We start from the raw sequence: 23,055 nt of genomic DNA, 5'->3' as shown, positions 1-23,055 counted from the left end.
CGTCCGCCACGCCCGGCGCGAAGCCGGATTTTGCCCGGCGATCAATAACAGTTGCCACTATACTTATGCCTGCGGGGCAGATAAACGACCTGGCTGGCAATTCATTTGTTATTGAAAAATGGGAATGGCGCGGCAATTCGACCACATGGGCGACGTGGCCGATCAGGGCGCGGGGATATGCCAGACCTATCGGTTCGTCGTCGACGCGCGTCTGCGCGACGGAACGTTAATTGAAGTGCCACCAAGTAGTGGCCGCACCAAGCAGTACCGGGAGGAACATATGGACGAGTACGTGGCTAAGACAGAAAGTAGGGACCGGGCGCTCATCACCGGGCACAGCCGGGGATTGGGCGCGGCGATTGCCGAACGCTTGCTGGAGCGGGGCTTTGCCGTGTTGGCGATTGCGCGAGACGGCAATCGGGATTTGGCGCGCCGTTACCCCGGCCTGACCGAGGTGGCGATGGATTTGGCCGACAGCCCGGCGTTGGCCCGCTGGCTGGACGAGGGTCAACTCGGGCGCTTCGCGGCCGGCGCGGCGCGGGTGTTGTTGGTGAACAACGCCGGGCAACTTGCGCCGATGGGCGCGCCGGGGCGGCAGGGCGCGGACGCCATCCGCTACGCGGTGGCGATCAATGTCACCGCGCCGTTGATGCTGACCGACGGCTTCGTCGCCGCGACGGCTGCTTGTGGCGAACGCCGCGTCGCGCATGTGTCCAGCGGCGCCGGGCGCAGCGCCTATGCTGGCTGGAGTGTATACGGGGCCGGCAAGGCCGCGCTCGACCACCATGCGCGGGCGCTGCAGCTCGACGCGGTGCCGGGCTTGAGCGTTGCGAGCATTGCGCCGGGCGTCATCGACACCGCGATGCAGGCCGAAATCCGCGACGCCAGCATCGAGGCGTTCCCCAACCGGCCCCGCTTCGAGGCGATGAAGGCGAACCGGGAGCTGGCCAGCCCCGCCGAGGCGGCACGGCAGTTTGTCGACTATGTGCTGTCGGCGCGCTTTGGCGACGAGGCGTGCGTGGACCTGCGCAAACTTCCGCCTGCCGCGTAAATGCAGCGCGGCAGCGCCGCCGGCGCGCTCATTCGTCGCCCTTGGATATTTCGTCGCGCTCTTCGCTGCTTTTGCTGAGCCACATTGTGTGCAGCATTTTTTCCAGTGGCCGGCCGACGAAAAACAGCAGTAGCACCATGCCCATGGCAATGGCGGCGATTTGCCAGGAGCCGATGCCGCACACGATGCCGAGGGCGGCGGTGACCCAGATCGACGCGGCCGTCGTCAGGCCGCGGATATGCTCGGTGTTGCGGTCGTGCACAATCACGCCCGCGCCGAGGAAACCGATGCCTGTAATCACGCCTTGGATGGTGCGGCTGACGGCGTCGGCGCTGTGGCCGCCATGCGTCAGGGAAAAATCCATGCTGGCCATCGTCACCAACGAGGCGCCCAGCGACACCAGGCCCATGGTCTTCATACCGGTCGGCTTGCCGTGCAGATTGCGGTCGAGACCGACAATGCAGCCGATCAACAAGGCTGAAAACAGCCGGAAGACGACTTCGCTGTAGCTGCCCAGTGGGCCGTTCATGGCCCGGTCCGGCGCAGGACGGTTGCCGGCGGCCCTGCCATTCGATTCATCTTCATCGTATCCTTTCGCGGCGCGCCTTGCGGCGGAGGGTTTCAGCTTGCGCCAAAAGAGGCGACTTGACAACATTTCAAGTGTCAACCTGGCGCGCCCCGCCGGCGCACGCCGGACATCGTTGCGTATATTGACGCATTCGGTTGACAGCGTTTGACTTTTCCCGCCGATCTGGCCTACCATGAATTGACAATGTTGCCCTGAGGTTATTTTCTCGGCAACGAAGTTGATAAGAAATGCTTTCCACGGCCACGACCCCGCCGGCAAATTGTTTTCATTCGAACGCGCTCGACCTGGCGTCGTAGAGCTGTTTGTTACAGTTTTTAAAATTGGAGGGGTGAACGTGAACTATTTTTCAAGTCAGTGTTGGGTGCCGTTCTGCTTTAGCCTGTGCGCCGTCGCCGCGCAGGCCCAAACGGTGGACGCGGACGGCAAAGCGGCGCCCGCCGCCGCGCCCGCGCCATCCTTTACCGCGAACGTCACCGTGGCGTCGCAGTACGTGTCGCGGGGCTTCCGCCAGACCTGGGGCAAGCCAGCGCTGCAAGGCGGTCTCGACTATGCCCACCCAAGCGGCTGGTCGCTCGGCACCTGGTTGTCCACCGTCAGCAATCGCTTTGCCGAAAACGCCACGTTGGAATGGGACGTGTATGGCGGCTACGCCGGTACGCTCGGCGATGTCGGCTACAGCGGCATGCTGTACTACTACAATTATCCCGGCGCCGAATACCGCGCGACGGCGACGAAATACGACTACGGCGAGTTTGCCCTCGGCCTGAGCTACCGCTTTTTGTACGCCAAGTACTACTACACCGTCACCCAGGATTTCTTCGGCATCAAGCATGCGCGCGGCACCGGCTATCTGGACGCGGGCGCCAACGTCGACCTCGGTTCCGGCTATACCCTGATTCTGCATGCGGGCAACGGCCGCGTCGCCGGCGCCGGCAACGACATCTGGAATTGGCGTGACGTCAAGGTCGGCCTCAGCAAGGCTTTCGATGGCGGCTGGACCGCTACCGCCGCGTATACCCGGGCGAAAGGGGCGAGCGACGCCTACGACGCCTATACGCTCGGGATTGCGAATTCCGCCGGGGTGATCGAGACGTCGAATCCCGCCAGCGGCACGCTGGTCGTTTCCTTGACCAAAACGTTTTAAATTCGCCGGCGGCGGATGCGCGCCGGCAGTGACAATACACTCAGCGACGTTGACCGCAACGCCCGCATGCACAAAGGAACGCCGACCATGAATAATTCCATCAAACGCCTGCCCGGTACGCCGGCCTTCGCTGGCCTGCCGCTTTCGCTCAAGAGCAAGATTTGTGTGGCGGCCACCGCGCTGGTTGTGTTGAGCCTGGCGATGACGGCGGTGGTGATCGGCATCAAGAGCAGCAGCGCCGCCGAGGCGGCGGCGATGGAACTGGCGCGCACCTCGGCGCGCGAGGTGGCCGGGGCCTTGCAAAGCCGGATCGGCTCGAACCTGGCGGCGGTGATCAATCTGGCCGGCGCGATGCGCGCGACCAAGGCCGGCAACCAGACGCTGCAACGCGAGCAGATCAACGAAATGGTCAAGGCGACGCTGGCCGGCTCCGACGACCTGGTCGGCGCGGCCGTGACGTGGGAAGCCAACGCCCTGGACGGCAAGGACGCCGAGTTCGCCGGCCAGAAGCCCTTGTACGACGCCAGCGGCCGCTTCATGCCGTACTGGACGCGCAGCAGCACCGGCGCGATGCAGGTCGAGCCGATCGTCTTCGATCCGGCGCCAGGGGCCAACGACTGGTACGACGTACCCAAGCGCACCGGCAAGGTGTTCTTCACGGAACCGTATGCGTATCCGGTCGACGGCAAGAGCGTGCTGATGGCCTCGCTGGTGGCCCCCATCATGATCAACGGCGAGTTCAAGGGCACCGGCAGCGCCGATTTCATGCTCACGCGTCTGGGCAAGATTTTGACGGGGCTGAAGGTGATCGAGGGCGGCAAACTGAGCCTGATCTCGAACGGCGGCCTGTACGCCAGCCACCCGGCGGCCGAGCTGCTTGGGAAGAAGGCCGACGACGTGCCGGCGGCCGGCCTGGAGCGGGTGCGCCAGGGCCAGAGCTATGAATACGAGGACGCCCAGGGTGTGATCCACTTGCTGCAACCGTTGATGGTGTATCCGGATATCGCGCCGTGGAGCGTGCGGCTAAGCTTTCCGAAAAGCGTGGCGACGGCGTCCTCGCGCGAATTGTTGCTGTACACGCTGGCGGTGGCCCTGATCTGCGCGGCGGCGACGGCCTTGATCCTGATCGCGGTGGTGTCGCGCCTGATGCGCCCCCTGCGTACCCTGGGGGAGGCGATGACCGGCCTGGCCAGCGGCGACGCCGACCTGAGCGCCAAGCTGGCGGTGCGCGGCAGCGACGAGCTGGCCGTCATCGGCAACGGCTTCAACCATTTCGTCGAGAAAATCCACGCGGTTTTGCTGGAGGTGCGCGCCAGCGCGGACAACGTCGCCAGGGCCAGTGCGGAAATTTCGCAGGGCAATAACGACCTGTCCGCGCGCACCGAGCAGCAGGCCAGCTCGCTGGAGGAGACCGCCGCTTCGATCGAGGAACTGACCAGCACGGTGCGCGAGAACGCCGACAACGCGCGCCAGGCCAACGAGATGGCGGCGTCGGCCTCGGCGGTGGCGCAGCAGAGCGGCGCGGCGGTGCACCAGGTGGTGCAGACGATGGCCTCGATCAACGATTCGTCGAAGAAAATCGTCGACATCATCAGCGTCATCGACGGCATCGCCTTCCAGACCAACATCCTGGCGTTGAACGCGGCGGTGGAGGCGGCGCGCGCCGGCGAGCAGGGACGCGGCTTTGCCGTGGTGGCGTCCGAGGTGCGCAACCTGGCGCACCGCAGCGCCGCCGCGGCGAAGGAAATCAAGACGCTGATCGGCGACTCGGTCGACAAGGTCGCCGCCGGCAGCAAGCTGGTCGACCACGCCGGCAACACGATGGACGAGGTCGTCGCCAGCGTGCGCCGGGTCACCGAAATCATGGGCGAGATCACCGTCGCGACGGCCGAGCAGAGCGACGGCATTGCCCAGGTCAACCAGGCGATCGTGCAAATGGACGGCGTGACGCAGCAGAACGCGGCGCTGGTGGAGCAGGCCGCCGCCGCCGCCGAAAGCCTGCAGGACCAGGCCGGCAAGCTGGCGCGCGCCGTCAGCGTCTTCAAGCTGTAAAATTTGCCGTTCAGTTGGCCTGATTTTCGTAGGTCGGGCTAGCCCATCGGGCGTAACCCGACAACCCTGTCGCGGAGCGGCGCGTCCCGGCCCACATGCGCCTATTTCGGACGCTGCGCGCGCAGGCGCTGCAGACGGCTGGCCAACGTTGCCTCCGACAGCGTGCCCAGATGCAGGTCGACCAGCTTTCCGCCGGCGTCGTAGAACAGGGTGGTCGGCAGCGCGCTCGACCCGACGCTCTTGCCGAGTTGCGCGCGCGGATCGAGCAACACGTTCGACAGCGTCGGCTGCAGTTGGCCCAGGTAGGGCGCGGCGGCGCCGGCGTCCTCGCCCTGGTTGACGAAGATGTAGGCGATATCGGCGTCGCGCGCCTGGGCCGCTGCCAATACCGGCATTTCGTGACGACAGGGGCCGCACCAACTGGCCCACAGGTTCACCACCGCCGGTTTGCCAAGCGCCAAACCGGGTAGCGTCGCCGGTAGCCCGCTCAGCGTACGCAGGGCGATGGCCGGCATCAACGGCTGCCTGGCGGCGGCCAGCATGGTGTTGGCACCGGAAAAGAACCATGCCAGCAAGCCGGCCCCGACCGCGGCCACCAGGGGCTGGCGCAAGGCCGGCTGGCGGTAGCAGTGCCACACGCCGACGGCCAAGGCGCCGGCCAGGGCGGCCCACGGCGTCAGGCCGCCGTCGCGGACGTCGAAGGCGCTCCACGGCTGGCGCCGGTACAGCTCGAACCACAGCGCCACAAAGACCACGCGGCCGAGCAGCAGCGCGGCCAGCACCATGTCGGTCAGCGCGCCGCCAATGTTCAGCTTGGCGCCGCGGGCGACCAGCTTGCCGACGACGACCGCGACCAGCAGCGCGGCCAGCATCAGCAGGTGCGCGACCTGCACGTTGAAGGGGCCGATATTGAGGTTTAGCATGCTTGCCTAGCAAATAAAATTGCCATTGTCGCCCATGCCACTTAAAACTGAATTAACGGCGCTTGCCGCGCAGGTAGAAAACATCGTTCCCCTCGGTTCGCTCGCGGGTCCACCCTTGGGAGGCGTAAAAGCGCTCTGCCCTGGTTCCCGAACCGGTGCTCAAGCGGACGACGTCGTGACCCCGCTCAAAAAGCCAGTCCACGGCCATATTGAGCAGTTGCTTCCCCAGTCCGCGCCCCTCGCGGCTTGGCTCGATGAACAGCGCCCAAATCGATGCATCCGCGTTGCTGGCGTAGCAAAAACCGGCGACTATCCCATCCACCTCCGCCACCCAACCTCGTCCGAGCAGTTCCAGATAATCTTCATACATTTTCTCGGTAATACGACCGGGGCTGGACAGAACATTTTCGCTGACGGCTAGCCGGATCTTTGACATCGCGGGAATGTCACGCGAGTTCGCTCGGCGGAAATGGGGCAGTTGCTTGCAAGTCATGAGCAGTTTTTGGATAGGCGTGTGGCAGCATGGCCGGTAGCGCTTGGCGAACACCGGGACGACGACGCTCAGGATAGCATCCTGCCTGGTTGAAAGGTTCACGTTTGTCGTGATGGGCGCACGTCCCTAACCGAGGGGAGCCGGACCGGCGGTCGGCGCCGCGAACTTGTAGGCGACGGCCCAGCGCGGCGCGCGCGCCGTGAAACCGAGCCGCTCGCGCTGGCGCAGCGCGTCGACCTTGTAGACCACGCCATTGACCTCGTAGCCGAGGCGCTGGCGCAGGGCGGCGATGCGGCGGTGGTAGTCGAGGCAGCCGCGGGCGCCGCGCACGGTGTCGAACAGCGCGCTGGTGCGAAAGCCCCATTGGCGCAGGTGCAGCGTGACCTCGGAATAGGTCTGGGCGATCTCGGCAGACGCCTGGCCCAGGCCCCACGGCGAAAACGCCAGCGCGCGGGCGGCGGTGACGCGGGCGTCGAGCTGGCGCAGCGAGCCGGCGGCGGCGTTGCGGGCGTTGGCGAAGGGCGTGCCGCCGGCCCCGGCCTGGGCCGCGTTGAGCCGCTCGAAGTCGGTCTTTTGTATGTATACCTCGCCGCGCACTTCGAGCACGTCGGGCCAGTCTTTGCCTTGCAGCCGCAGCGGTACGCTGTTGATGGTGCGCACGTTGGCGGTAACGTCCTCGCCCGTGGCGCCGTCGCCGCGGGTGCCGGCCAGCGTCAGCTTGCCGCCCTCGTAACGCAGGCTGACCGAGGCGCCGTCGAACTTCGGCTCGGCCGTATAGGAAATGTCGCCGTGCGCGCCCAGATGCTGGCACACGTGCCGGTCCCAAGCCTCGATCTCGGCCGCGGTGTAGGCGCTGGCGATCGACGCCATCGGCACGTGGTGCCGCACTTCGCCGAAACTGGGCCGCGGCGGCGCGCCGACGCGCTGGGTCGGCGAGTCCGACGTCAGCAGCTCGGGGTGGCCCAGCTCGATGGTCTGCAGGTCGCGAAACAGCTGGTCGTATTGCGCGTCCGAAATCACCGGGTGGTCGAGCACGTAATAGCGATAGTTGTGATGGTCGATTTCGCGGCGCAGCTTGTCGAGGTGGCGTACCAGCGCACTGGCCTCATCGCTCATCGACGCCTTCCATCCTTTTTCCCCTGCCTGCCATGCCTGCCTCCCATGTGCGCCGCGGCGCGGTGGATCAAAACGCACTCCAGTGTGCGCCCGCCGGAACGGGCCGGATTGAGGCAGCTCAATCGGGCCGGCGTTGCGCTGGCCGCAGCGCCCGGATGCGGTTGGCAGGCAGAGAAATGGCCCGGTTAGAGGACGAGCGGGCTATATTGATGACTATCAAACATCGAAAATGCCGCGCCTGCAGTACAATCGATGCGACGCGGTATCCGATGAAGCATCACCAAGGAGCTATGATGGGTTTGCTAGATCAACTTGCAGGACAGGTATTGGGGGCGTCGGGCGCGCAGCAGCAAGACTCGATGCCGCGATCGGCGCTGCTCACCGGCGTGATGGGTTTGATCGACAGCGCCGGCGGCTTACCCGGGCTGTTGCGGAAACTCCAGGAAAGCGGCTTGGGCGACCAAGTCGCATCATGGGTCGGGGTGGGCGCCAACCAGAGCGTGTCGGGCGAGCAGATCAAGGATGCGCTGGGGGCGGACGCGGTCGGCCAGATCGCCCGGCAGGCCGGAATCGAACCCGAGCACGCCTCCACGGGCCTGGCCCAATTGCTGCCGCAGATCATCGACAAGCTGACGCCGCACGGGGAGGTGCCCGACAACGATTTGTTGCAGCAGGGGCTGAGCCTGCTGAAAGGCAAGCTGTTCGGCTGACCGGCCAGCCCGGCCCGCGCCGCCGCAGCGGCGCGGCGCGGGCCGGCCCCGGCATACCTGGCGTTAGCGCTAGAACGCGCTGGCGCAGGCGCCGCTGCCATACGGACTGGTCGCGCCTGGCGGCGCAACACGGCGGTCGTCGTAGTCCGACGCCAGCGCGGGCAGCCACAGCGCCGACCTTGCCAGTGCCTCGGTGCCGGCCACGCTGCCGCGCACCGTCAGTTCCACCCTCACCCAATGGCCGCGGTCGCGCGGATAGTTCAGCGCGATCTTGGTCAGCCCCAGCGCGTCGGTCTTGCCGCTGCTGCCGACGGTAATCGGAATGCCCGGGTCGAGCACGCCGTTGTTGTTCTGGTCATAGGCCGGCTCGTAGATGCCCTTGCGCAGGATGTCCTCGTTGGCGCAGGTGTAGAACGTCGGCGCCATCTGCCATTGGCCCTTGTCGAGGTCGACGGCGCCGCCCGCGGTCGTGGGCGGGTCCGTCACAAACTGGTGGTAGCCCTTGCGGTAGTGGGTCGGCCAAGCCGCCACGCTGATGTCGACGCCGGCTACGCCGTTGCCGGCGCCGTCCGACACCAGCACCGAAAACTCCTGCTGCAGCAGCGACGGCGAATAGTCGAGTACGGTGTTACCGGTGCCGAACTGGATTGACAGCGCCTTCCTGGCCACCGTCAACCTGCTCAGCGCGCCGCTGACGGCCGTACCCATGCCCTGGATCTGCGCCTGGATCAGCACGCCGTCCGTGCCGCTGTCGGACGGGCCGGCCACGTACGTCGCGCGCGCCACGCCGTCGCTGCCGGTGGTGACGCTGAACGGCTGCGCCAGCGCGCCGCCGCTGGGGTCGGCCAGGATGGAGAACACCACGGTGGCACCCTTGACCAAGTTGTTGGCGGCGCTGCCGTCGCGCACCACCGCGGTTAGCGCGCTGCGTTCGGTTTGGGCGGCGCCGGCGTTGCTGCCGATCACGGCCGGTTCGGCCTGCACGGTGAGGGTGCTGGCCTGCGACAGCGGGGCGACGAATTCAACCCGGCTGAGCGCGGTGGGGCCGTTGCCGGCGACCGCGCTGAGGCTGGCGACGCCGGCGTTGGGTGACGCCACATAGCTGCGCTGCGCGTCGCCGTTGACCAGCGTTAGCGCGCCCGACAGCGGGCGCAGACAGGTGTTGTCCGTGTACAGCCGGCCGCGCGAGGTGCTCAGGGTGACGCTGCCGGCCTGGCCGACGTTGTTCTTTTCGTAGCGTATGTCGACCGGCTGGCAGGCGCCGGTGGCGACTTCCTTGAGTAGTTCGGCGCCGCCGGCGTCGCTGCCGACGGCCGGTGTGATGCGCAGCTCGGTGCCCTCGACGCTCAGCGCCTTCGAGACGCTGGCGCCCAGGCCGGACACCGACACCGCCTCCGCGCCCAGCTGCGTGCCCTTCAGGCTGAGCAGCACTTGCCCGAGCGCGTTGGTGACGGCTGGCGCGCCGCCCTTGACCGCCAGCGCGTTGCCGTTCTTGGCGCTCAGCGTCAGCGTGGCGCCGCTGATGGCGCGCTCGGCCGAGTCGCGCAGGGTGGCGGTGAAGTCGGCGCTGGCGCCCTGGCTGATGACGACCGGACCGCCCAGCGCCAGCGTGGTGCCGACCACCTCGACGGTGCCGGCGCCGTTCTGCGCACCGACCTTGGCCAGCACGGTGATGCGGCGGTTGGCGTTCGAGCCGCCGATACCCAGCTTGACCTTGGCCTGGCCGTTCTTGTCGGTGACGGCGTCGGCCGCCGTCAGGATCCCCGAATCGGCGCTGAAGGCGATGCTGGCGCCGGGCAGCGCCGTGTTGGCGGCGTTCTTGACCAGCGCTGTGACGGTGACTTCGGTACCGGCGGCGCCGGCCGACTTCAATTCGGTGCTGCTAAACAGCAGGCCGACCGAGGCCGCCTGGGTGGCCGGGTCGGCCGGCGCCGGCGGCACGGGCGGCGTCACCGGCACGGTCGGCGGGTTGCCGCCGCAGCCGGACGGGTTGGTCAGCGAGCAGGTGCTCGTTTGCGGGTCGGCGGCGCCGCCGCCGCAGCCGGCCAGGACCAGCGCCGTCATCGCCGCCGCGGCCCAGGCCGCCATTGCTGTACTGTTCAAGATGATCCCCCGGTTCAAAGTGGAGCGCCCGACCTCCGCGGTCAGGCAGTTTCCATAGGGTATCTTTGGCGGCGGCGGCCGATTTTGATCGGGAGCAAGCTTTTCTGCATCGTTGCGGCCCGGCACAAGCGCGCAATTTCTTCATTTTCAGAAATTTTTCTGTTAATATAACGCCCCTTTATTACGTGAAGGGTCGACATGGCCAATGCTTGCGGCGTCGATTTTGGCACGTCAAATTCCACAGTGGGTTGGGTACGACCGGGACAGCCAACCATGCTCGCTCTCGAAGACGGTAAAACGACCTTGCCGTCGGTGGTATTCTTCAACGCAGAGGACGAAGAAGTCAGCTTCGGACGTGCCGCACTGGCCGGTTATCTGGCCGGTTACGAGGGGCGTTTGATGCGCTCGCTCAAAAGTTTGCTGGGCACCAGCCTGATCGACGGCCAGACCGAGGTCGGCGGCCGCGCGCTGCCGTTCCGCCTGTTGCTGTCGCAATTCATCGGCGAGCTCAAGCGGCGCGCCGAACAGTCGGCGGGGCGCGAATTGCATTCGGCCGTCTTCGGCCGCCCGGTCTTCTTCATCGACGACAACCCGGCGGCCGACCAGTTGGCCCAGGACACGCTGGCCGAGGTGGCCCACTCGGTTGGCTTCAAGAACGTCGCCTTCCAGTTCGAGCCGATCGCCGCGGCGTTCGACTACGAGTCGCAGATCGCCGGCGAGGAACTGGTGTTGATCGCCGACATCGGCGGTGGCACCTCGGACTTTTCGCTGGTGCGCCTGTCGCCCGAGCGCGCCAAAAAAGCCGAGCGTCGCGACGACATCCTCGCCACCGGCGGCGTGCACATCGGCGGCACCGACTTCGATAAATACCTGAGCCTGTCGTCGGTGATGCCGCTGCTCGGCTATGGCAGCAAGCTCAACAACAACAGCGAAGTGCCGTCCAGTTATTACTTCAACCTGGCCACCTGGCACACCATCAACCTAGCCTACACCAAGAAGATCTGGGTGCAATTGGCCGACGTCTGCCGCGATGCGCGCGAGCAGGACAAGATGGGGCGCCTGCAAAAGTTGATCGACCAGCGCGCCGGCCACTGGCTGGCAATGAAGGTGGAGGAGGGCAAGATCGCCCTGTCCGACGCCGCCGAGGTCCAACTGGAACTCGACCGCCTGTCGCCGGCGCACACGCTGACCTTGCGGCGCGGCCAGTTCAACGACGCCATCGGCCACCTGTGCACCTCGGTCGAGCAGACCGTGCTGAACCTGTTGCGCGACGCCGGCGTGGCGCCGCAGGCGGTCGACACCGTCTTCTTCACCGGCGGATCGAGCGGCGTGCGCCTGCTGCGCGAGCAGATCGCCGCGCTGGTGCCGTCGGCGCGGCGCGTCGAGGGCGACCTGTTCGGCAGCATCGGCGCCGGCCTGGCGCTCGACGCCGTGCGCAAATTCGGCTAGGCTGCCAGCTCGTCACCATCCCCACCATCCCCCACCATCGTCACCACCCACAGCGAAAGCGGAAACGCCCATGAACGTGTTTGAAAAACCGATCGTCATGATCGACTTTGAAACGACCGGCCTGTCGCCCGACATGGGCGACCGCGTCACCGAAGTGGCGGCGCTGCGCATCGTCGGCGGCCAGGTGGTCGACCGCTACGTCTCGCTGATCAACTGCAGCGCCCGCATCCCCTCGTTCATCACCGGCCTGACCGGCATCACCCAGGCGATGGTGGACGGCGCGCCGCCGGTGGCGCAGGTGTTGCCGCGCCTACTGGAGTTCATCGGCGGGGACGCCCTGTCGGCGCACAACGCCAGCTTCGATGAAAAATTCCTGCAAGCCGAAAGCGGCCGGCTCGGCCTGACGCCGGCGCACCGCGGGCTGGTGTGCTCGCTGAAACTGTCGCGCCGGGTCTTTCCCGGCTTGGCCAGCTACAAGCTGGGCCTGCTGTCGGGCCAGCTCGGCATCCGCTTCAACAGCGCCGCCCACAGGGCCGAGTCGGACGCGGAAGTGGCGGCGCAGGTGCTGATCCACATCGGCCGCCACCTCGGCCAGGAATACGGCATCGCCGGCGTCGACCCGGAGCTGCTGGTGTCGGTGAACCGGCTGAGCGCGGCCAAGGTGCCGCAATTCCTGCAAAAGCAGGCGCTGGCGCGCCGGCAGTAGCCGGTCTTTTGCAAACAGGCCGCTAACGTCCCGCTCAAGCAAGGGCAACGAGCCGGAGTCGGACCCTGAGGGTCTGGCACCCAGGGTTGCGCCCTTGGTTTGACGCGCGTTAGCGGCCGCGCACAAATATCCGCCGCAATTCCGCCGCCGGCATTACAATGCTGCCATCGATGCAACCCCGATCCGATCCGCCGTGAGATTACGCCGCTCCCTTGCCTATGCCTTGTTGTCGCTTCTGCTGGTACTTTCCCAGCAGATGGGGCTGTCGCACGGCATGTCGCATTGGACCGACGCCCGCCGCGTCGAGCAGGGCGGCGCACAGCACCAGCGCGCCGCCGCCAAGTCGCTGGCGCCCGACCAGAGCTGCGCCCAGTGCCTGGCCTTCGCCCAGATCGGCTCCGCGCTCGGCACGCCGGCGCACGCCGTTGCCGCCAGCCATGCCGCCGCCGCGGCCGACATCGCCTACGCCACGCCGACCACTTGCCTGCGCACCGTGTGCGTGTTCCAGTCCCGCGCGCCACCCGTCCTCGCCTGATTGTCAGTTATTGCCGCAGCCTGGTGCGCGCTTTGCCGCGCGCGGGCTTGCCATATCTATCCCATTTAGGCAGGATTTTCATGTTCAAATACACCGTACTCGCGGCCGCCCTGGCCGTGTCGTTTTCCACGCCGGGCGTCGCCGCCGCCGCCAGCGATACAGAGCTGGGCGAGATCCGCGACCAGATTCGCGTCATGAAGGAATCCTACGAGGCGCGCCTGCAAGCGCTGGAGCTGCGCCTGCAGCAGGCCCAGGCCGTCGCCGCCAACGCCGTGGGCCCGGCCGCCGCCCCGGCGCCGGTCGACGCGCGCGCCGCCAACCCGGCCGCCGCCAGCAACATCTTCAATCCGAACGTCGCGCTGGTTCTGGGCGGCACGATGTCACGCCTGTCGCACAGCCCGGACGATTTCCGCCTGCAAGGCTTCCTGCCGTCCGGCGGCGAGGTCGGCCCCGGCAAGCGCGGCTTCAGCCTGGGCGAGTCGGAACTGACGCTGTCGGCGAATATCGATCCGCGCTTCGCCGGCCAGCTGACGTTCGCCCTCAGCGGCGAGAACGAGGCCGCAGTCGAGGAAGCCTTCGTCCAGACCCGCGCGCTGGCGAACGGCGTGAACGTGCGCGCCGGCCGCTTCCTGTCCTCGGTCGGCTACCTGAACTCACAACACGCCCATACCTGGGACTTCGTCGACGCGCCGCTGGCCTACCAAGCCTTCTTCGGCGGCCAGTACAAGGCCGACGGCGTGCAGGCGAAGTGGCTGGCGCCGACCGACCAATTCGTCGAACTGGGCATGGAAGTGTCCGCCGGCGGCGGTTTCCCCGGCAACGAGCGCAACAAGAACGGCGTTGGCGCCACCTCGCTGTTCGCCCACGTCGGCGACGACATCGGCGCCTCGTCGAGCTACCGCGCCGGCGTCTCCTATCTGCACACCGGCGCGACCGAACGCGCCATCGACGACTTGTCCAGCTTCAGCGGCAAGTCGTCCATGTGGATCGCCGACGCCATCTATAAATGGGCGCCGAACGGCAATTCGACCGTGAGCAACTTCAAGCTGCAGGGCGAGTACTTCCGCAACAAGGAAAGCGGCAGCCTGGACGTCGCCGACGCCGGCGCCGCCGCCTACCGCAGCGCCCAGTCCGGCTGGTATCTGCAGGGCGTCTACCAGTTCATGCCGAACTGGCGCACCGGCCTGCGCTACGACCGCCTGTCGTCCGGCCGCCGCGACCTCGATGGCGAGCTGACGCTGGCCAACGTGCCGATCCTCGACGCGTACGCGCCGTCGCGCGCCAGCCTGATGTTCGACTACAGCCCGTCCGAGTTTTCGCGCCTGCGCCTGCAATTGGCGCGCGACAAGACGCGTCCGGGTGTCGTCGATAAGCAGATTTTCCTTCAGTACATCATGAGCCTGGGCACGCACGCGGCCCACGCTTTCTAAGGAGTTGGCAATGCATACGACATTCAACAAAACCTGGCTGGCCGCCGCGCTGGCCGGCGCCGCGCTGGCGCCGCTGTCGGCGCACGCCGCCATCAACGTGCTGGCCTGCGAGCCGGAGTGGGAGGCGCTGAGCAAGGAACTGGGCGGCGACAAGGTGAAAGTGGGCAGCGCCACCACCGCCCTGCAAGACCCGCACCGGGTCGAAGCGCGCCCCAGCCTGATCGCCCGCACCCGCAACGCCGACTTGCTGGTGTGCACCGGCCTGGAGCTGGAGGTGGGCTGGTTGCCGGTGCTGCTGCAGCAATCGGGCAACGCCAAGATCGCCCCCGGCCAGCCCGGCAACTTCGAGGCCGGCGCCGTGGTGCCGCGGCTCGACATACCCGGCAAGGTCGACCGCAGCGAGGGCGACGTGCACGCGGCCGGCAACCCGCACATCCAGCAAAACCCGCACAACATCGCGCTGGTCGCCGCCGCGCTGGGCAAGCGCCTGGCCGAGGTGGATCCGGCCAACGCCGCCGAGTACCAGTCGCGCCTGAAGGACTTTTCGGCGCGCTGGAGCGCCGCCACGCTGAAATGGGAAAAGCAGGCCGCGCCGTTGAAGTCGCTGGCCGTCGTCGAACACCATAAAAACATGGAGTACCTGATGGGCTGGCTCGGCCTGCGCCAGGTCGGCACGCTGGAACCCAAGCCGGGCGTCGAACCGAGCGCGGCGCACCTGTCGGCGCTGCTGGCGCAGTTGCAGCGCCAACCGGCCAAGATGGTGTTGCGCGCCGCCTACCAGGACGGCCGCGCCTCGCAATGGCTGTCCGAGCGGGCCGGCATTCCGGCCGTGGTGTTGCCGTTCACCGTGGGCGCCGACGACAGGAGCAAGGACTTGTTCGGCTTCTTCGACAGCACCGTGCAACGCCTGCTGGAGGCGGCCAAGTGATGCTGGGCCAGATCGATCTGATGATCATCTTGCCGGCCTTCCTGGCCGGCCTGCTGGTGCTCGCGACGCATATTCCACTGGGCGCGCAAGTGCTCAAGCGCGGCATCGTCTTCATCGATCTGGCGATCGCCCAGATCGCCGCGCTGGGCGTCATCATCGCCGGCTCGGGCGACCTCGATCCGCAAGGCTGGGCGGTGCAGGCGGCGGCCGGCATCGCCGCCGTGCTGGGCGCCTTGTTGCTGACCTGGACCGAAAAACGCTGGCCCGAGGTGCAGGAGGCGCAGATCGGCGTGCTGTTCATCCTGGCGGCGACCGGCGGCCTGCTGCTGGTGGCGCACAATCCGCACGGCGGCGAGCACCTGCAGGACTTGCTCGCCGGCCAGATCCTGTGGGTGCGCTACCAACAACTGCTGGCGCCGCTGTTCGGCACGGTGCTGGTCGGCGCGGTGTTGTACTTCTACAACGAGCGCCTGAGCCGGCTGGGGTTCTACCTGATCTTCGCGCTGGCGGTCACGGCCTCGGTGCAATTGGTCGGCGTGTATCTGGTGTTTACGAGTTTGATCGTGCCCAGCCTGGCGGTGCGGCATTATCCGACCGGCCAGCGCCTGCCGCTGGCCTACGGCGTCGGCGCCGCCGGCTACCTGAGCGGGCTGGTGCTGTCGACCGTGCTGGACCTGCCGTCCGGCGCGCTGATCGTCTGGTGCCTGACGCTGCTGGCCACGCTGGTGTACGCCTTCGGCCCGAAACCGGCGCGTCCGCGCTGAAGCGAAGCTAGGGCCGTTGCTGTAGCCGGTTTGCCCGGCGCCGGCGCATCACAGAGAACCCGCGGCGAGCGATCGCCGCGGGTTTTTTCGCATTTAAATCCAACGGGAAATATCTGTTGGCGAACTCAACCATAAAATGACATTTTGTCATCAACATTGAGTCGTGTCAAACGCCCCCGCCGAACCAAGTTTTATAATTTGAACAACATATTCAGGTATGACCAAATTCGCCGGCCGGGGCTGTTCCAGGTGCCGGTGAAGGCCCGGCATTGGTCCGGTTCAACGCTGATTTGAGTGCCGGGGACGAGCATGAACAATCGACAGACCGCCAAGGAAAACTACCAGGCTTACGTCTGGTTTCGGACGGCGGCCGAGCAGGGTAACGCTTACGCGCAATTCAACCTTGGTTTGATGTACAAAAAGGGCGAGGGTATCGCCCGCGACGACGAGCGCGCCTTCATCTGGCTGCGCCTGGCGGCCCTGCAAGGCCTGGCCTTCGCGCAGAACCACCTTGGCGCCATGTATTACAACGGCCGCGGCGTGGCCCAGAGCGACAAGGAAGCGGTCTTCTGGTTCCGCCGCGCGGCCCGGCAAGGCGACGCGTCGGCCCAGCAAAACCTCGGCCAGATGTATAAAAAGGGCCGCGGCGTGCCGCAAAGCGACTCGCTGGCGCTGGCCTGGTTCTACCGCGCCTCCGAACAGGGCATCGCCAGCGCCCAGTCGCTGCTGGGCGAGGCCTACGCGCGCGGGCTGGGCGCCAAGCAAAACACCGCCCTGGCGCTGGCCTGGTTCCGCAAGGCCGCGCTGCAAGGCGACGCCACCGCCCAGCTCAACCTGGGGCTGGTCTACAAGCACGGACAAGGCGTGGCGCAGAGCGACGAACAGGCGCTGGCGTGGTTCCGCCAAGCCGCCGCCCAGGGCGCCGCCGTCGCGCAGCGCCAGGTCGGCGTCGCCTACGCCGAGGGCCTGGGCGTGGCGCCGGACCAGTTGCGCGCCTATGCGTGGTTGTCGCGCGCCGCCGAGCAGGGCGACGCCGATGCCCAGTTCAACCTGGGTGTCATGCTGTCCAAGGGGCAGGGCGTCGACAAGGACGAGGTCAAGGCGTTCTCGTGGTACAGCCGGGCCGCCGTGCACGGCCACGTGCTGGCGCAATACAATCTCGGCGGCATGTACGCGGCCGGCCGCGGCGTCGAGCGCGATCTGCAACAGGCGCTGACGTGGTATCGCAAGGCGGCCGAGCAGGGCGCGCCGAACGCGCAGTTCAACCTCGGCGTCATTTACGCCAACGGCCAGGGCGTTGACAAGGACGACGAGCGCGCGGTGCACTGGTATCGGATCGCCGCCGACCAGGGCGACGCCAGCGCGCAAAACAACCTCGGCGTGATGTACGCCAACGGCCACGGCGTGCCCCAGGACGACGCGCTGGCGGTGCGCTGGTACTGCCGCGCCGCCGAGCAGGGCCATGCGCTGGCCCAGTACAATCTGGGCGGCATGTACAACAGCGGCCGCGGCGTCGAGCGCGATCCGGTGCGCTCCTATATGTGGATTTCGCTGGCGGCGGAGGCCGGCGACGAGACGGCCAACAGCAACCGCGGCGTGCTCGCCGGCAGAATGACGGCGGCGGAAATCGGTTCGGCGCTGGATTTGACGCGGCAGTGGCGCCAGGCGCACCGGGGCTGACGGCCGCCACCCCGGTTAGCCGCGATCAGACCGGCCGGCGCGGCTGCCCCTGCGGCTCCTGGCGGCGGTCGAGGAACAGGCTGTTGCCGTGGATTTTCTTGGCCTGCTTCTTGGCCTCGGCGGCGGCCGTGGCGATCTGGTGGTGGGTGTGGTACTGGCGCGGTTCGACCTTGATGACGCCCAGCGACAAGCCGATCAGCGAGCAAAACACCTTCATGCCCTGGCGGTCTTCGCTGAGGTAGCCGCCGCGTTCGCGGTCGTCGATGCTATAGAAGTCGTCGATGGCGGCGCCGAACTGCGCCAGCATGGCGTGGCAGCGCGCCTCCCAATCCTCGCTCTGGAACAGGATCATGAAGTCGTCGCCGCCGATGTGGCCGATGAAGTCGCGGTTGGCGTCGCAGTGCCGGCTGAGGATGTCGCCGCACAGCTGGATCACGTCGTCGCCGCGGCGGTAGCCGTAGACGTCGTTGAAGGGCTTGAAGTGGTCGAGGTCGCAATAGCAGACCCAGAAGCGGCTGTCGCTTTCCAGCAAGCGCTCGATATGCTCGTTGATCGGCACGTTGCCCGGCAACTGCGTCAGCGGATTGGCGTAGCGCGCCGCGTGGATCTGCATCTGCGTGATCTCGCGCATCAGGTCGTGGCCGCGGCCCATGCCCAGGTAGCGGCCGTGCTCGGTGATGATGAAGCCGTTGAACAGGTGGTGGGCGTCGCCCTGGACCATGCTGAAGCTCAGGTCCTGCAGGCTGGTGTCCTTGTCGGCGATCAAGGAGTTGGCGTCCATGAACAGCGTACACGGCTTCTTGCCGTACAGCTCGCGCTGGTAGGGCCGGGCGAAATGGTCGATCATGTCGAAGCGGCTGATCAGCCCCAGCGGCACGCCGGCGTCGACCACCGGGATGATCAACAGCTTGGGTTCGCGCAGGAACAACTCGTAGACCTCGTTGTTGCTGAGCGCCGGCGACACCGCCGGCACCTGTTGTAACAGTTTAAAAATAGTCACGGCGTTCTTCTCGATTCCGCTGCGTTGCGGGTACACCGCCACGCCGTTGCCGCCCAGCGCCTTGCGCACCGCGGCCGGTACGGCGCTGGCCGGCGCCGCGTGCGGCCGCCCCAGGTGGTAGCCCTGGCCGAAGGCGACGCCAAGGTCGCGCAGCACCAGCAACTCGGCCTGCGTTTCGATGCCCTCGGCGATCACCAGCGTGTCCGACTGTTCGGCGATTTCCTGGATCGAGCGCACGAACTGCAGCTTGACCGGGTCGTGGTTGATGCCCTGGATGAAATGCATGTCGATCTTGACGTACTCGGGGCGCAGCTCGGACCACAGGCGCAGGCTGGAAAAGCCCTCGCCGAGGTCGTCGATGGCGATCTGGAAGCCCATCTTGCGGTAGTGCAATACCGCCTCGCGCATCAACTCGTAATCGTAGGTCGGCTGGTTTTCGGTCAGCTCGATGATCACGCGCGCCGGGTTGATGCCGATGCGGGCGATGTAATCGAGCGTGTGGCCGTGGCGGTCGTGGCGCAGCAGCAGGCACTCCGGGCTGACGTTGAGAAATAGCTTGCCCGGCAGATCCAGTTCGGCGAAGCGCTCCAGCACCACCTGGCGGCACAGGTGCTCCACTTCCAGCGTCAAGCCGTTGGCGCGCGCCACCTTGAACAGCTTCATCGGCGCGTGCAGCGGGCTGTCGGACGGCCCGCGTATCAAGCCCTCGTAACCGATGACGTCGCCGCTTTGCATCTGGATGATGGGCTGGAACAAGGCGCTCAGATGGCGCGTCGCAATAATGTCGAGTAGTTGTTCACGCAACATGTCGTCCTCCGAAGTCGGTTCCGCGAGCGCCGGCGGCGCCGGCACCGCCCGCAAATGCACGGCCTTCGAAGGTGGCGCCGGCGCGGCGGGCAGGTGGGCGAAGAGGGCGAGCGGCAAGGTAGAGTTCACGGCGGCGGTCTGGTGGCGGTGCTGGGCGGTCGGCACGGCCCTGGGGCCATGGTCATATTGCCAATTCTAATGCCGGTATGTGACATCTTAATGAAATGCAGTTATTTTTTCTCAAAGGAAATACTGCCCGGCACCTAAATCTTCTTTGGGGAAGATTTCGCAGGGGCTACAATAGGCCCACCGGCAAGGTCGTCTTCGCCGCGCCGCCCGACTATCCCACTCGCCAGGATTACAGCATGACTATCTCCGCAACGCTTCGTCGCACGACCGTGTTGGCCGCCCTGCTGGCGGCCGCCTCCGCCTCCGCCTCCGCTGCCGGGATCGCGGTGCAGGTGAGGGACGGCGCCGGCCTGCCGCTGGCCGACGTGGTGGTGTACGCCGAGGCCGACGGCGCCGCGGCCAGGCCGCCGCGGCCGGCTTCGATCGAGCAAAAGGGCTTGAAATTCGCGCCGTTGGTGAGCGTGGTGCAAACCGGCAGCAGCGTCAGCTTCCCGAATAACGACAAGGTGCGCCACCACATTTATTCCTTTTCGCCGGCCAAGAAATTCGACCAGAAATTGTATTCGGGTGTGGCGGCCAGCCCGCAGGTGTTCGACAAGGCCGGCACCGTCGTGCTCGGTTGTAATATCCACGACAAGATGCTCGCCTACATCAAGGTCGTCGACACGCCGTACTTCGCCAAGACCGACGCCGCCGGCGCGGCCGTGATCGAGCTGCCGGCGGCCGGCAAATACGTGCTCAAGGCTTGGCATTACCACGCCGTCGGCGGCGCCACGGCCGAGCAGGCCGTCGCCGTCAAGGCCGACGGCGTCACCGCCGCTGCCTTCAAGCTCGCGCTCAAGCCGGCCGGCGCCGCCGACGCCGACGCCAACGCCAGTTACTAGGCGCGACCATGCGTTTTCGCAGTCTCGAAAGCCGGATCGTCACGCTGTTCCTGGTGTTGATCGTGGTGGTCCAGGTGCTCGGCCTGCTGGTGATCCAGCAGGGCATCGCCAGCAACGCGCGCAGCGCCATCAGCGCCGAGCTGGGCACCGGCGCCAAGGTGTTCCGCCGCCTGCTCGAACAGAACGCGCAAAAGCTGCGCTTCGGCGCCAGCGTGCTGGCGCGCGACACCGCCTTCGTGCAGGCCATCGGCAACGACGACGAGAGCGACCGCGCCACCATCGAATCGGCGCTGGCCAACAGCGGGCGGCGCATCAAGGCCTCGCTGACGATGCTGGTCGGCGCCGAGCGCACCATCAAGGCCTCGACCAACGCGGCCCAGTCGGCCGGCCTGGAGCAACTCGTCGTCAGCATGCTCGACAAGGCCGAGCAGTATGACGGCGCCAGCGGCATCGCCATCGTCGAGCGGCGCCCCTACCAGATCGTGGTGGTGCCGGTGCGCGCGCCGATTATCATCGGCTACGTCGTCATGGCATTCCCGATCGACCGCCAGTTGGCCAACGACATGCGCGACATCTCCTCGCTGCAGGTGGCGGTCCTGACGCGCGACGAGGGCGGCGACTGGCTCGCCACCGCCACCACGCTGCCGGTGACGTCGGTGGGCCCGGCGCTGGCGCGCATCCAGGCGCTGCCGGCGGCGCCGTTGTCGGCCCAGCTCGACAGCGACGCCGTCGTCGACCTTGAGTTGGACGTCGAGGGCAGCCACTACAGCGCGCGCCTGCTGCCGATCGGCCAGGACGGCGCGCGCGTCGCCAGCGTCGTGCTGGCGCGTTCGATCGACGAGGCGATGGCCGAATACACCAGCCTGCGGCGCCTGTTGCTGGCGCTCAGCGTGGCCGGCATCGGCGTCGCCGCGCTCGCCAGCGTGCTCACCGCCAAGCGCATCGCCCAGCCGCTGAGCGCGCTGGCGGCCACCGCCAAGCGGCTCGAACAGGGCGACTACAAGGGCCAGCTCGACATCAAGCGCGACGACCAGATCGGCGCGCTGGCGCAGGCCTTCGAGAGCATGCGCGACGGGATCGCCAAGCGCGAACAGGAAATCCGCCGGTTGGCGTACTGGGACTCGCTGACCGGCCTGCCGAACCGCGCCCAGTTCGTGCTGCTGCTGGACGACTCGATCGAGCAGGCCGGCCGCCGCGACGAGCAAGTGTTCGTGCTGATGATGGACCTGGACCGCTTCAAGCACGTCAACGACGTCATGGGCCACAGCTTCGGCGACGCGCTGCTGCGCCAGGTGGCCGAGCGCCTGCAACTGCAACTGGCGCAGGACCGGCACGGCGCCGCCCAGGTGGCGCGCCTGGGCGGCGACGAGTTCGCCATCCTGTTGCCCAACGCCAGCCTGGAGCAGGCCCGCCTGACGGCGGCGCAGGTGCTGGCCGCGCTGGAAAGCCCGCTGTCGCTGGAGGACCAGATGGTCGACATCGGCGCCGGCCTGGGCATCGCCGGCTACCCGTCGCACGCCGACACCGGCGAAGCCTTGCTGAGCATGGCCGAGGTGGCGATGTACGCGGCCAAGCAGCGCAACGACGGCGCCGTGGTGTACCAGGCCGGCCTGGACAAGGCGAGCGAGCAAAGCCTGTCGCTGCTGACCGAACTGCGCAACGCCATCGAGGGCGAGCAGTTCCGCCTGCACGTGCAACCGAAGATCATGCTCGGCAGCGGCGACGTGGTCGGCGTCGAGGCGCTGGTGCGCTGGCAGCACCCCGAGCGCGGCAACGTCTTCCCCGACGACTTCATCCCGTTCGCCGAGCAGAGCGGCTTCATCCGCGTGCTGACCCGCTGGGTGCTGGAGAAATCGGCGGCGCTGTGCCAGCAACTGGCGGCCGAGGGCGTGCACTTGAAAGTGTCGGTGAACCTGTCGACGCGCGACCTGCTGGACCAGAACCTGCCGGTGAAATTCGCCGAGATCCTTGCGCGTTATCGCTTGCAGCCGTCCTCGTTCTGTCTGGAAATCACCGAGAGCGCGATCATGGACGACCCGGTGCGCGCCCAGCTGACGCTGGAGCGCCTGCACGCGATGGGCGTCGACCTGTCGATCGACGACTTCGGCACCGGCTACTCCTCGCTGGCCTACCTGAAACGGCTGCCGGTGGACGAACTGAAAATCGACAAATCCTTCGTGCTCAACATGGAGCACGACGAGGGCGACACCAAGATCGTGCGCTCGACCATCGACCTGGGCCACAACATGGGCTTGCGCGTCGTCGCCGAGGGCATCGAAAGCGAAGCGGTCTGGCGCCTGCTGGCCGAAATGGGCTGCGACCAGGGCCAGGGCTACTTCATGAGCCGGCCGATGCCCGGCGAGCAGTTGCTGGCCTGGCTGGCCACATGGCGGGCGCGCGCGCCGGCGACGACGACGCCACAGCGCCGCAGCTCGGATTAGCCCGGCGTCATCGGACGCCGAGGCGCTGTCGACGCCAGTCGGGTCGCCCACGCCGTGCAACGGACTTGGGCTAACCCGGCCTGCAAAACCGCGGCGGGCGGCCAAATAAAATATGGCGGGG

19 protein-coding genes are annotated in these 23,055 nt (G+C 66.9%); 13 read left to right on the top strand and 6 right to left on the bottom strand.

What is annotated here, in order from left to right; all coding sequences use genetic code 11:
• Nucleotides 1-118: 118 nt before the first annotated feature.
• The gene (locus JANGC3_RS0106650) at nucleotides 119-1,051 is read left to right on the top strand and encodes an SDR family oxidoreductase (protein ID WP_017875707.1); all 933 of its coding nucleotides are present in this window, start codon (nucleotides 119-121) and stop codon (nucleotides 1,049-1,051) included.
• Between the two features lie 28 nt (nucleotides 1,052-1,079).
• Here JANGC3_RS0106650 and JANGC3_RS0106645 read toward each other — a convergent pair whose 3' ends face one another.
• Nucleotides 1,080-1,580 (bottom strand): MgtC/SapB family protein, encoded by a 501-nt coding sequence (locus tag JANGC3_RS0106645; protein WP_017875706.1) that lies wholly within the window; start codon nucleotides 1,578-1,580, stop codon nucleotides 1,080-1,082.
• A gap of 394 nt (nucleotides 1,581-1,974) precedes the next feature.
• On the opposite strand from JANGC3_RS0106645, the gene JANGC3_RS0106640 reads away from it, so the two are divergent.
• Both JANGC3_RS0106640 and JANGC3_RS0106635 read left to right on the top strand, forming a co-directional pair.
• Nucleotides 1,975-2,784, top strand: a complete 810-nt coding sequence (locus JANGC3_RS0106640) for a TorF family putative porin (RefSeq protein ID WP_232429670.1) — start codon at nucleotides 1,975-1,977, stop codon at nucleotides 2,782-2,784.
• A gap of 87 nt (nucleotides 2,785-2,871) precedes the next feature.
• Nucleotides 2,872-4,836, top strand: a complete 1,965-nt coding sequence (locus JANGC3_RS0106635) for a methyl-accepting chemotaxis protein (protein ID WP_157406487.1) — start codon at nucleotides 2,872-2,874, stop codon at nucleotides 4,834-4,836.
• 101 nt (nucleotides 4,837-4,937) lie between these two features.
• Here the strand turns inward: JANGC3_RS0106635 and JANGC3_RS0106630 are convergent, their stop codons facing one another.
• Genes JANGC3_RS0106630 through ligA form a run of 3 tightly spaced genes read right to left on the bottom strand, consistent with a single transcriptional unit; the run spans nucleotide 4,938 to nucleotide 7,368 of the window.
• Nucleotides 4,938-5,759: a TlpA family protein disulfide reductase gene (locus JANGC3_RS0106630; protein ID WP_017875703.1), complete on the bottom strand. Its 822-nt coding sequence runs from the start codon at nucleotides 5,757-5,759 to the stop codon at nucleotides 4,938-4,940.
• Nucleotides 5,760-5,811: 52 nt separating this feature from the next.
• Nucleotides 5,812-6,354, bottom strand: coding sequence for a GNAT family N-acetyltransferase (locus tag JANGC3_RS0106625; protein WP_232429669.1), 543 nt, complete (start codon nucleotides 6,352-6,354; stop codon nucleotides 5,812-5,814).
• 24 nt (nucleotides 6,355-6,378) lie between these two features.
• The gene (gene ligA / locus JANGC3_RS28575) at nucleotides 6,379-7,368 is read right to left on the bottom strand and encodes an NAD-dependent DNA ligase LigA (RefSeq protein WP_017875701.1); all 990 of its coding nucleotides are present in this window, start codon (nucleotides 7,366-7,368) and stop codon (nucleotides 6,379-6,381) included.
• 32 nt (nucleotides 7,369-7,400) lie between these two features.
• Here ligA and JANGC3_RS34210 point away from each other — a divergent pair, with 32 nt between their 5' ends.
• A complete protein-coding gene (locus JANGC3_RS34210) occupies nucleotides 7,401-8,078 on the top strand; it encodes a YidB family protein (RefSeq protein ID WP_332307808.1) in 678 nt (225 codons plus the stop codon).
• Between the two features lie 69 nt (nucleotides 8,079-8,147).
• On the opposite strand, the gene JANGC3_RS28570 is transcribed toward JANGC3_RS34210, so the two are convergent.
• Entirely contained in the window at nucleotides 8,148-10,181 is a 2,034-nt protein-coding gene (locus tag JANGC3_RS28570) for an Ig-like domain-containing protein (RefSeq protein ID WP_157406486.1), read from the bottom strand.
• Nucleotides 10,182-10,379: 198 nt separating this feature from the next.
• Here JANGC3_RS28570 and JANGC3_RS0106605 point away from each other — a divergent pair, with 198 nt between their 5' ends.
• From JANGC3_RS0106605 to JANGC3_RS34055, 7 genes are all read left to right on the top strand, one after another.
• Entirely contained in the window at nucleotides 10,380-11,630 is a 1,251-nt protein-coding gene (locus tag JANGC3_RS0106605; RefSeq protein ID WP_026132651.1) for an Hsp70 family protein, read from the top strand.
• Between the two features lie 70 nt (nucleotides 11,631-11,700).
• Nucleotides 11,701-12,336 carry a 3'-5' exonuclease gene (locus JANGC3_RS0106600; protein WP_017875697.1) on the top strand — a complete coding sequence of 212 codons (636 nt, stop codon included), beginning with the start codon at nucleotides 11,701-11,703 and terminating at the stop codon, nucleotides 12,334-12,336.
• Between the two features lie 223 nt (nucleotides 12,337-12,559).
• Entirely contained in the window at nucleotides 12,560-12,871 is a 312-nt protein-coding gene (locus JANGC3_RS0106595) for a hypothetical protein (protein ID WP_017875696.1), read from the top strand.
• A gap of 80 nt (nucleotides 12,872-12,951) precedes the next feature.
• Nucleotides 12,952-14,301: a hypothetical protein gene (locus JANGC3_RS0106590; RefSeq protein WP_017875695.1), complete on the top strand. Its 1,350-nt coding sequence runs from the start codon at nucleotides 12,952-12,954 to the stop codon at nucleotides 14,299-14,301.
• Between the two features lie 10 nt (nucleotides 14,302-14,311).
• Complete coding sequence (locus tag JANGC3_RS0106585) at nucleotides 14,312-15,229, top strand: metal ABC transporter substrate-binding protein (RefSeq protein WP_017875694.1); 918 nt, start codon at nucleotides 14,312-14,314, stop codon at nucleotides 15,227-15,229.
• On the top strand, nucleotides 15,229-15,993 hold the full coding sequence (locus JANGC3_RS0106580) for a metal ABC transporter permease (protein WP_232429668.1): 765 nt from the start codon (nucleotides 15,229-15,231) through the stop codon (nucleotides 15,991-15,993). The genes JANGC3_RS0106585 and JANGC3_RS0106580 overlap by 1 nt, the downstream gene beginning before the upstream one ends.
• Before the next feature lie 309 nt (nucleotides 15,994-16,302).
• The gene (locus JANGC3_RS34055) at nucleotides 16,303-17,673 is read left to right on the top strand and encodes a tetratricopeptide repeat protein (protein WP_017875692.1); all 1,371 of its coding nucleotides are present in this window, start codon (nucleotides 16,303-16,305) and stop codon (nucleotides 17,671-17,673) included.
• Between the two features lie 25 nt (nucleotides 17,674-17,698).
• On the opposite strand, the gene JANGC3_RS0106570 is transcribed toward JANGC3_RS34055, so the two are convergent.
• On the bottom strand, nucleotides 17,699-19,480 hold the full coding sequence (locus tag JANGC3_RS0106570; protein WP_035788306.1) for a GGDEF domain-containing protein: 1,782 nt from the start codon (nucleotides 19,478-19,480) through the stop codon (nucleotides 17,699-17,701).
• Nucleotides 19,481-19,845: 365 nt separating this feature from the next.
• Here JANGC3_RS0106570 and JANGC3_RS0106565 point away from each other — a divergent pair, with 365 nt between their 5' ends.
• Both JANGC3_RS0106565 and JANGC3_RS0106560 read left to right on the top strand, forming a co-directional pair.
• Nucleotides 19,846-20,493: a methylamine utilization protein gene (locus tag JANGC3_RS0106565; protein ID WP_051068235.1), complete on the top strand. Its 648-nt coding sequence runs from the start codon at nucleotides 19,846-19,848 to the stop codon at nucleotides 20,491-20,493.
• Nucleotides 20,494-20,501: 8 nt separating this feature from the next.
• Nucleotides 20,502-22,934, top strand: coding sequence for a putative bifunctional diguanylate cyclase/phosphodiesterase (locus JANGC3_RS0106560; RefSeq protein WP_017875689.1), 2,433 nt, complete (start codon nucleotides 20,502-20,504; stop codon nucleotides 22,932-22,934).
• Nucleotides 22,935-23,055: the final 121 nt, after the last annotated feature.

The sequence above is a fragment of the Janthinobacterium sp. CG3 genome (genome assembly GCF_000344615.1).
GTDB lineage: Bacteria > Pseudomonadota > Gammaproteobacteria > Burkholderiales > Burkholderiaceae_D > Janthinobacterium.
This window is presented reverse-complemented; position numbering and strand designations above follow the sequence as displayed.

Bases quoted from the DNA above. Each gene is read 5' to 3' on its own strand.
- JANGC3_RS0106635 (WP_157406487.1), top strand. From the start codon at position 2,872: ATGAATAATTCCATCAAACGCCTGCCCGGTACGCCGGCCTTCGCTGGC.
- JANGC3_RS0106645 (WP_017875706.1), bottom strand. From the start codon at position 1,580: ATGAACGGCCCACTGGGCAGCTACAGCGAAGTCGTCTTCCGGCTGTTT.
- JANGC3_RS0106585 (WP_017875694.1), top strand. From the start codon at position 14,312: ATGCATACGACATTCAACAAAACCTGGCTGGCCGCCGCGCTGGCCGGC.
- JANGC3_RS0106560 (WP_017875689.1), top strand. From the start codon at position 20,502: ATGCGTTTTCGCAGTCTCGAAAGCCGGATCGTCACGCTGTTCCTGGTG.
- JANGC3_RS0106580 (WP_232429668.1), top strand. From the start codon at position 15,229: ATGCTGGGCCAGATCGATCTGATGATCATCTTGCCGGCCTTCCTGGCC.
- JANGC3_RS0106565 (WP_051068235.1), top strand. From the start codon at position 19,846: ATGACTATCTCCGCAACGCTTCGTCGCACGACCGTGTTGGCCGCCCTG.
- JANGC3_RS0106570 (WP_035788306.1), bottom strand. From the start codon at position 19,480: ATGTTGCGTGAACAACTACTCGACATTATTGCGACGCGCCATCTGAGC.
- JANGC3_RS34055 (WP_017875692.1), top strand. From the start codon at position 16,303: ATGAACAATCGACAGACCGCCAAGGAAAACTACCAGGCTTACGTCTGG.
- JANGC3_RS0106650 (WP_017875707.1), top strand. From the start codon at position 119: ATGGGAATGGCGCGGCAATTCGACCACATGGGCGACGTGGCCGATCAG.
- JANGC3_RS0106605 (WP_026132651.1), top strand. From the start codon at position 10,380: ATGGCCAATGCTTGCGGCGTCGATTTTGGCACGTCAAATTCCACAGTG.
- JANGC3_RS0106630 (WP_017875703.1), bottom strand. From the start codon at position 5,759: ATGCTAAACCTCAATATCGGCCCCTTCAACGTGCAGGTCGCGCACCTG.
- JANGC3_RS0106600 (WP_017875697.1), top strand. From the start codon at position 11,701: ATGAACGTGTTTGAAAAACCGATCGTCATGATCGACTTTGAAACGACC.
- JANGC3_RS34210 (WP_332307808.1), top strand. From the start codon at position 7,401: ATGCCTGCCTCCCATGTGCGCCGCGGCGCGGTGGATCAAAACGCACTC.
- ligA (WP_017875701.1), bottom strand. From the start codon at position 7,368: ATGAGCGATGAGGCCAGTGCGCTGGTACGCCACCTCGACAAGCTGCGC.
- JANGC3_RS0106590 (WP_017875695.1), top strand. From the start codon at position 12,952: ATGTTCAAATACACCGTACTCGCGGCCGCCCTGGCCGTGTCGTTTTCC.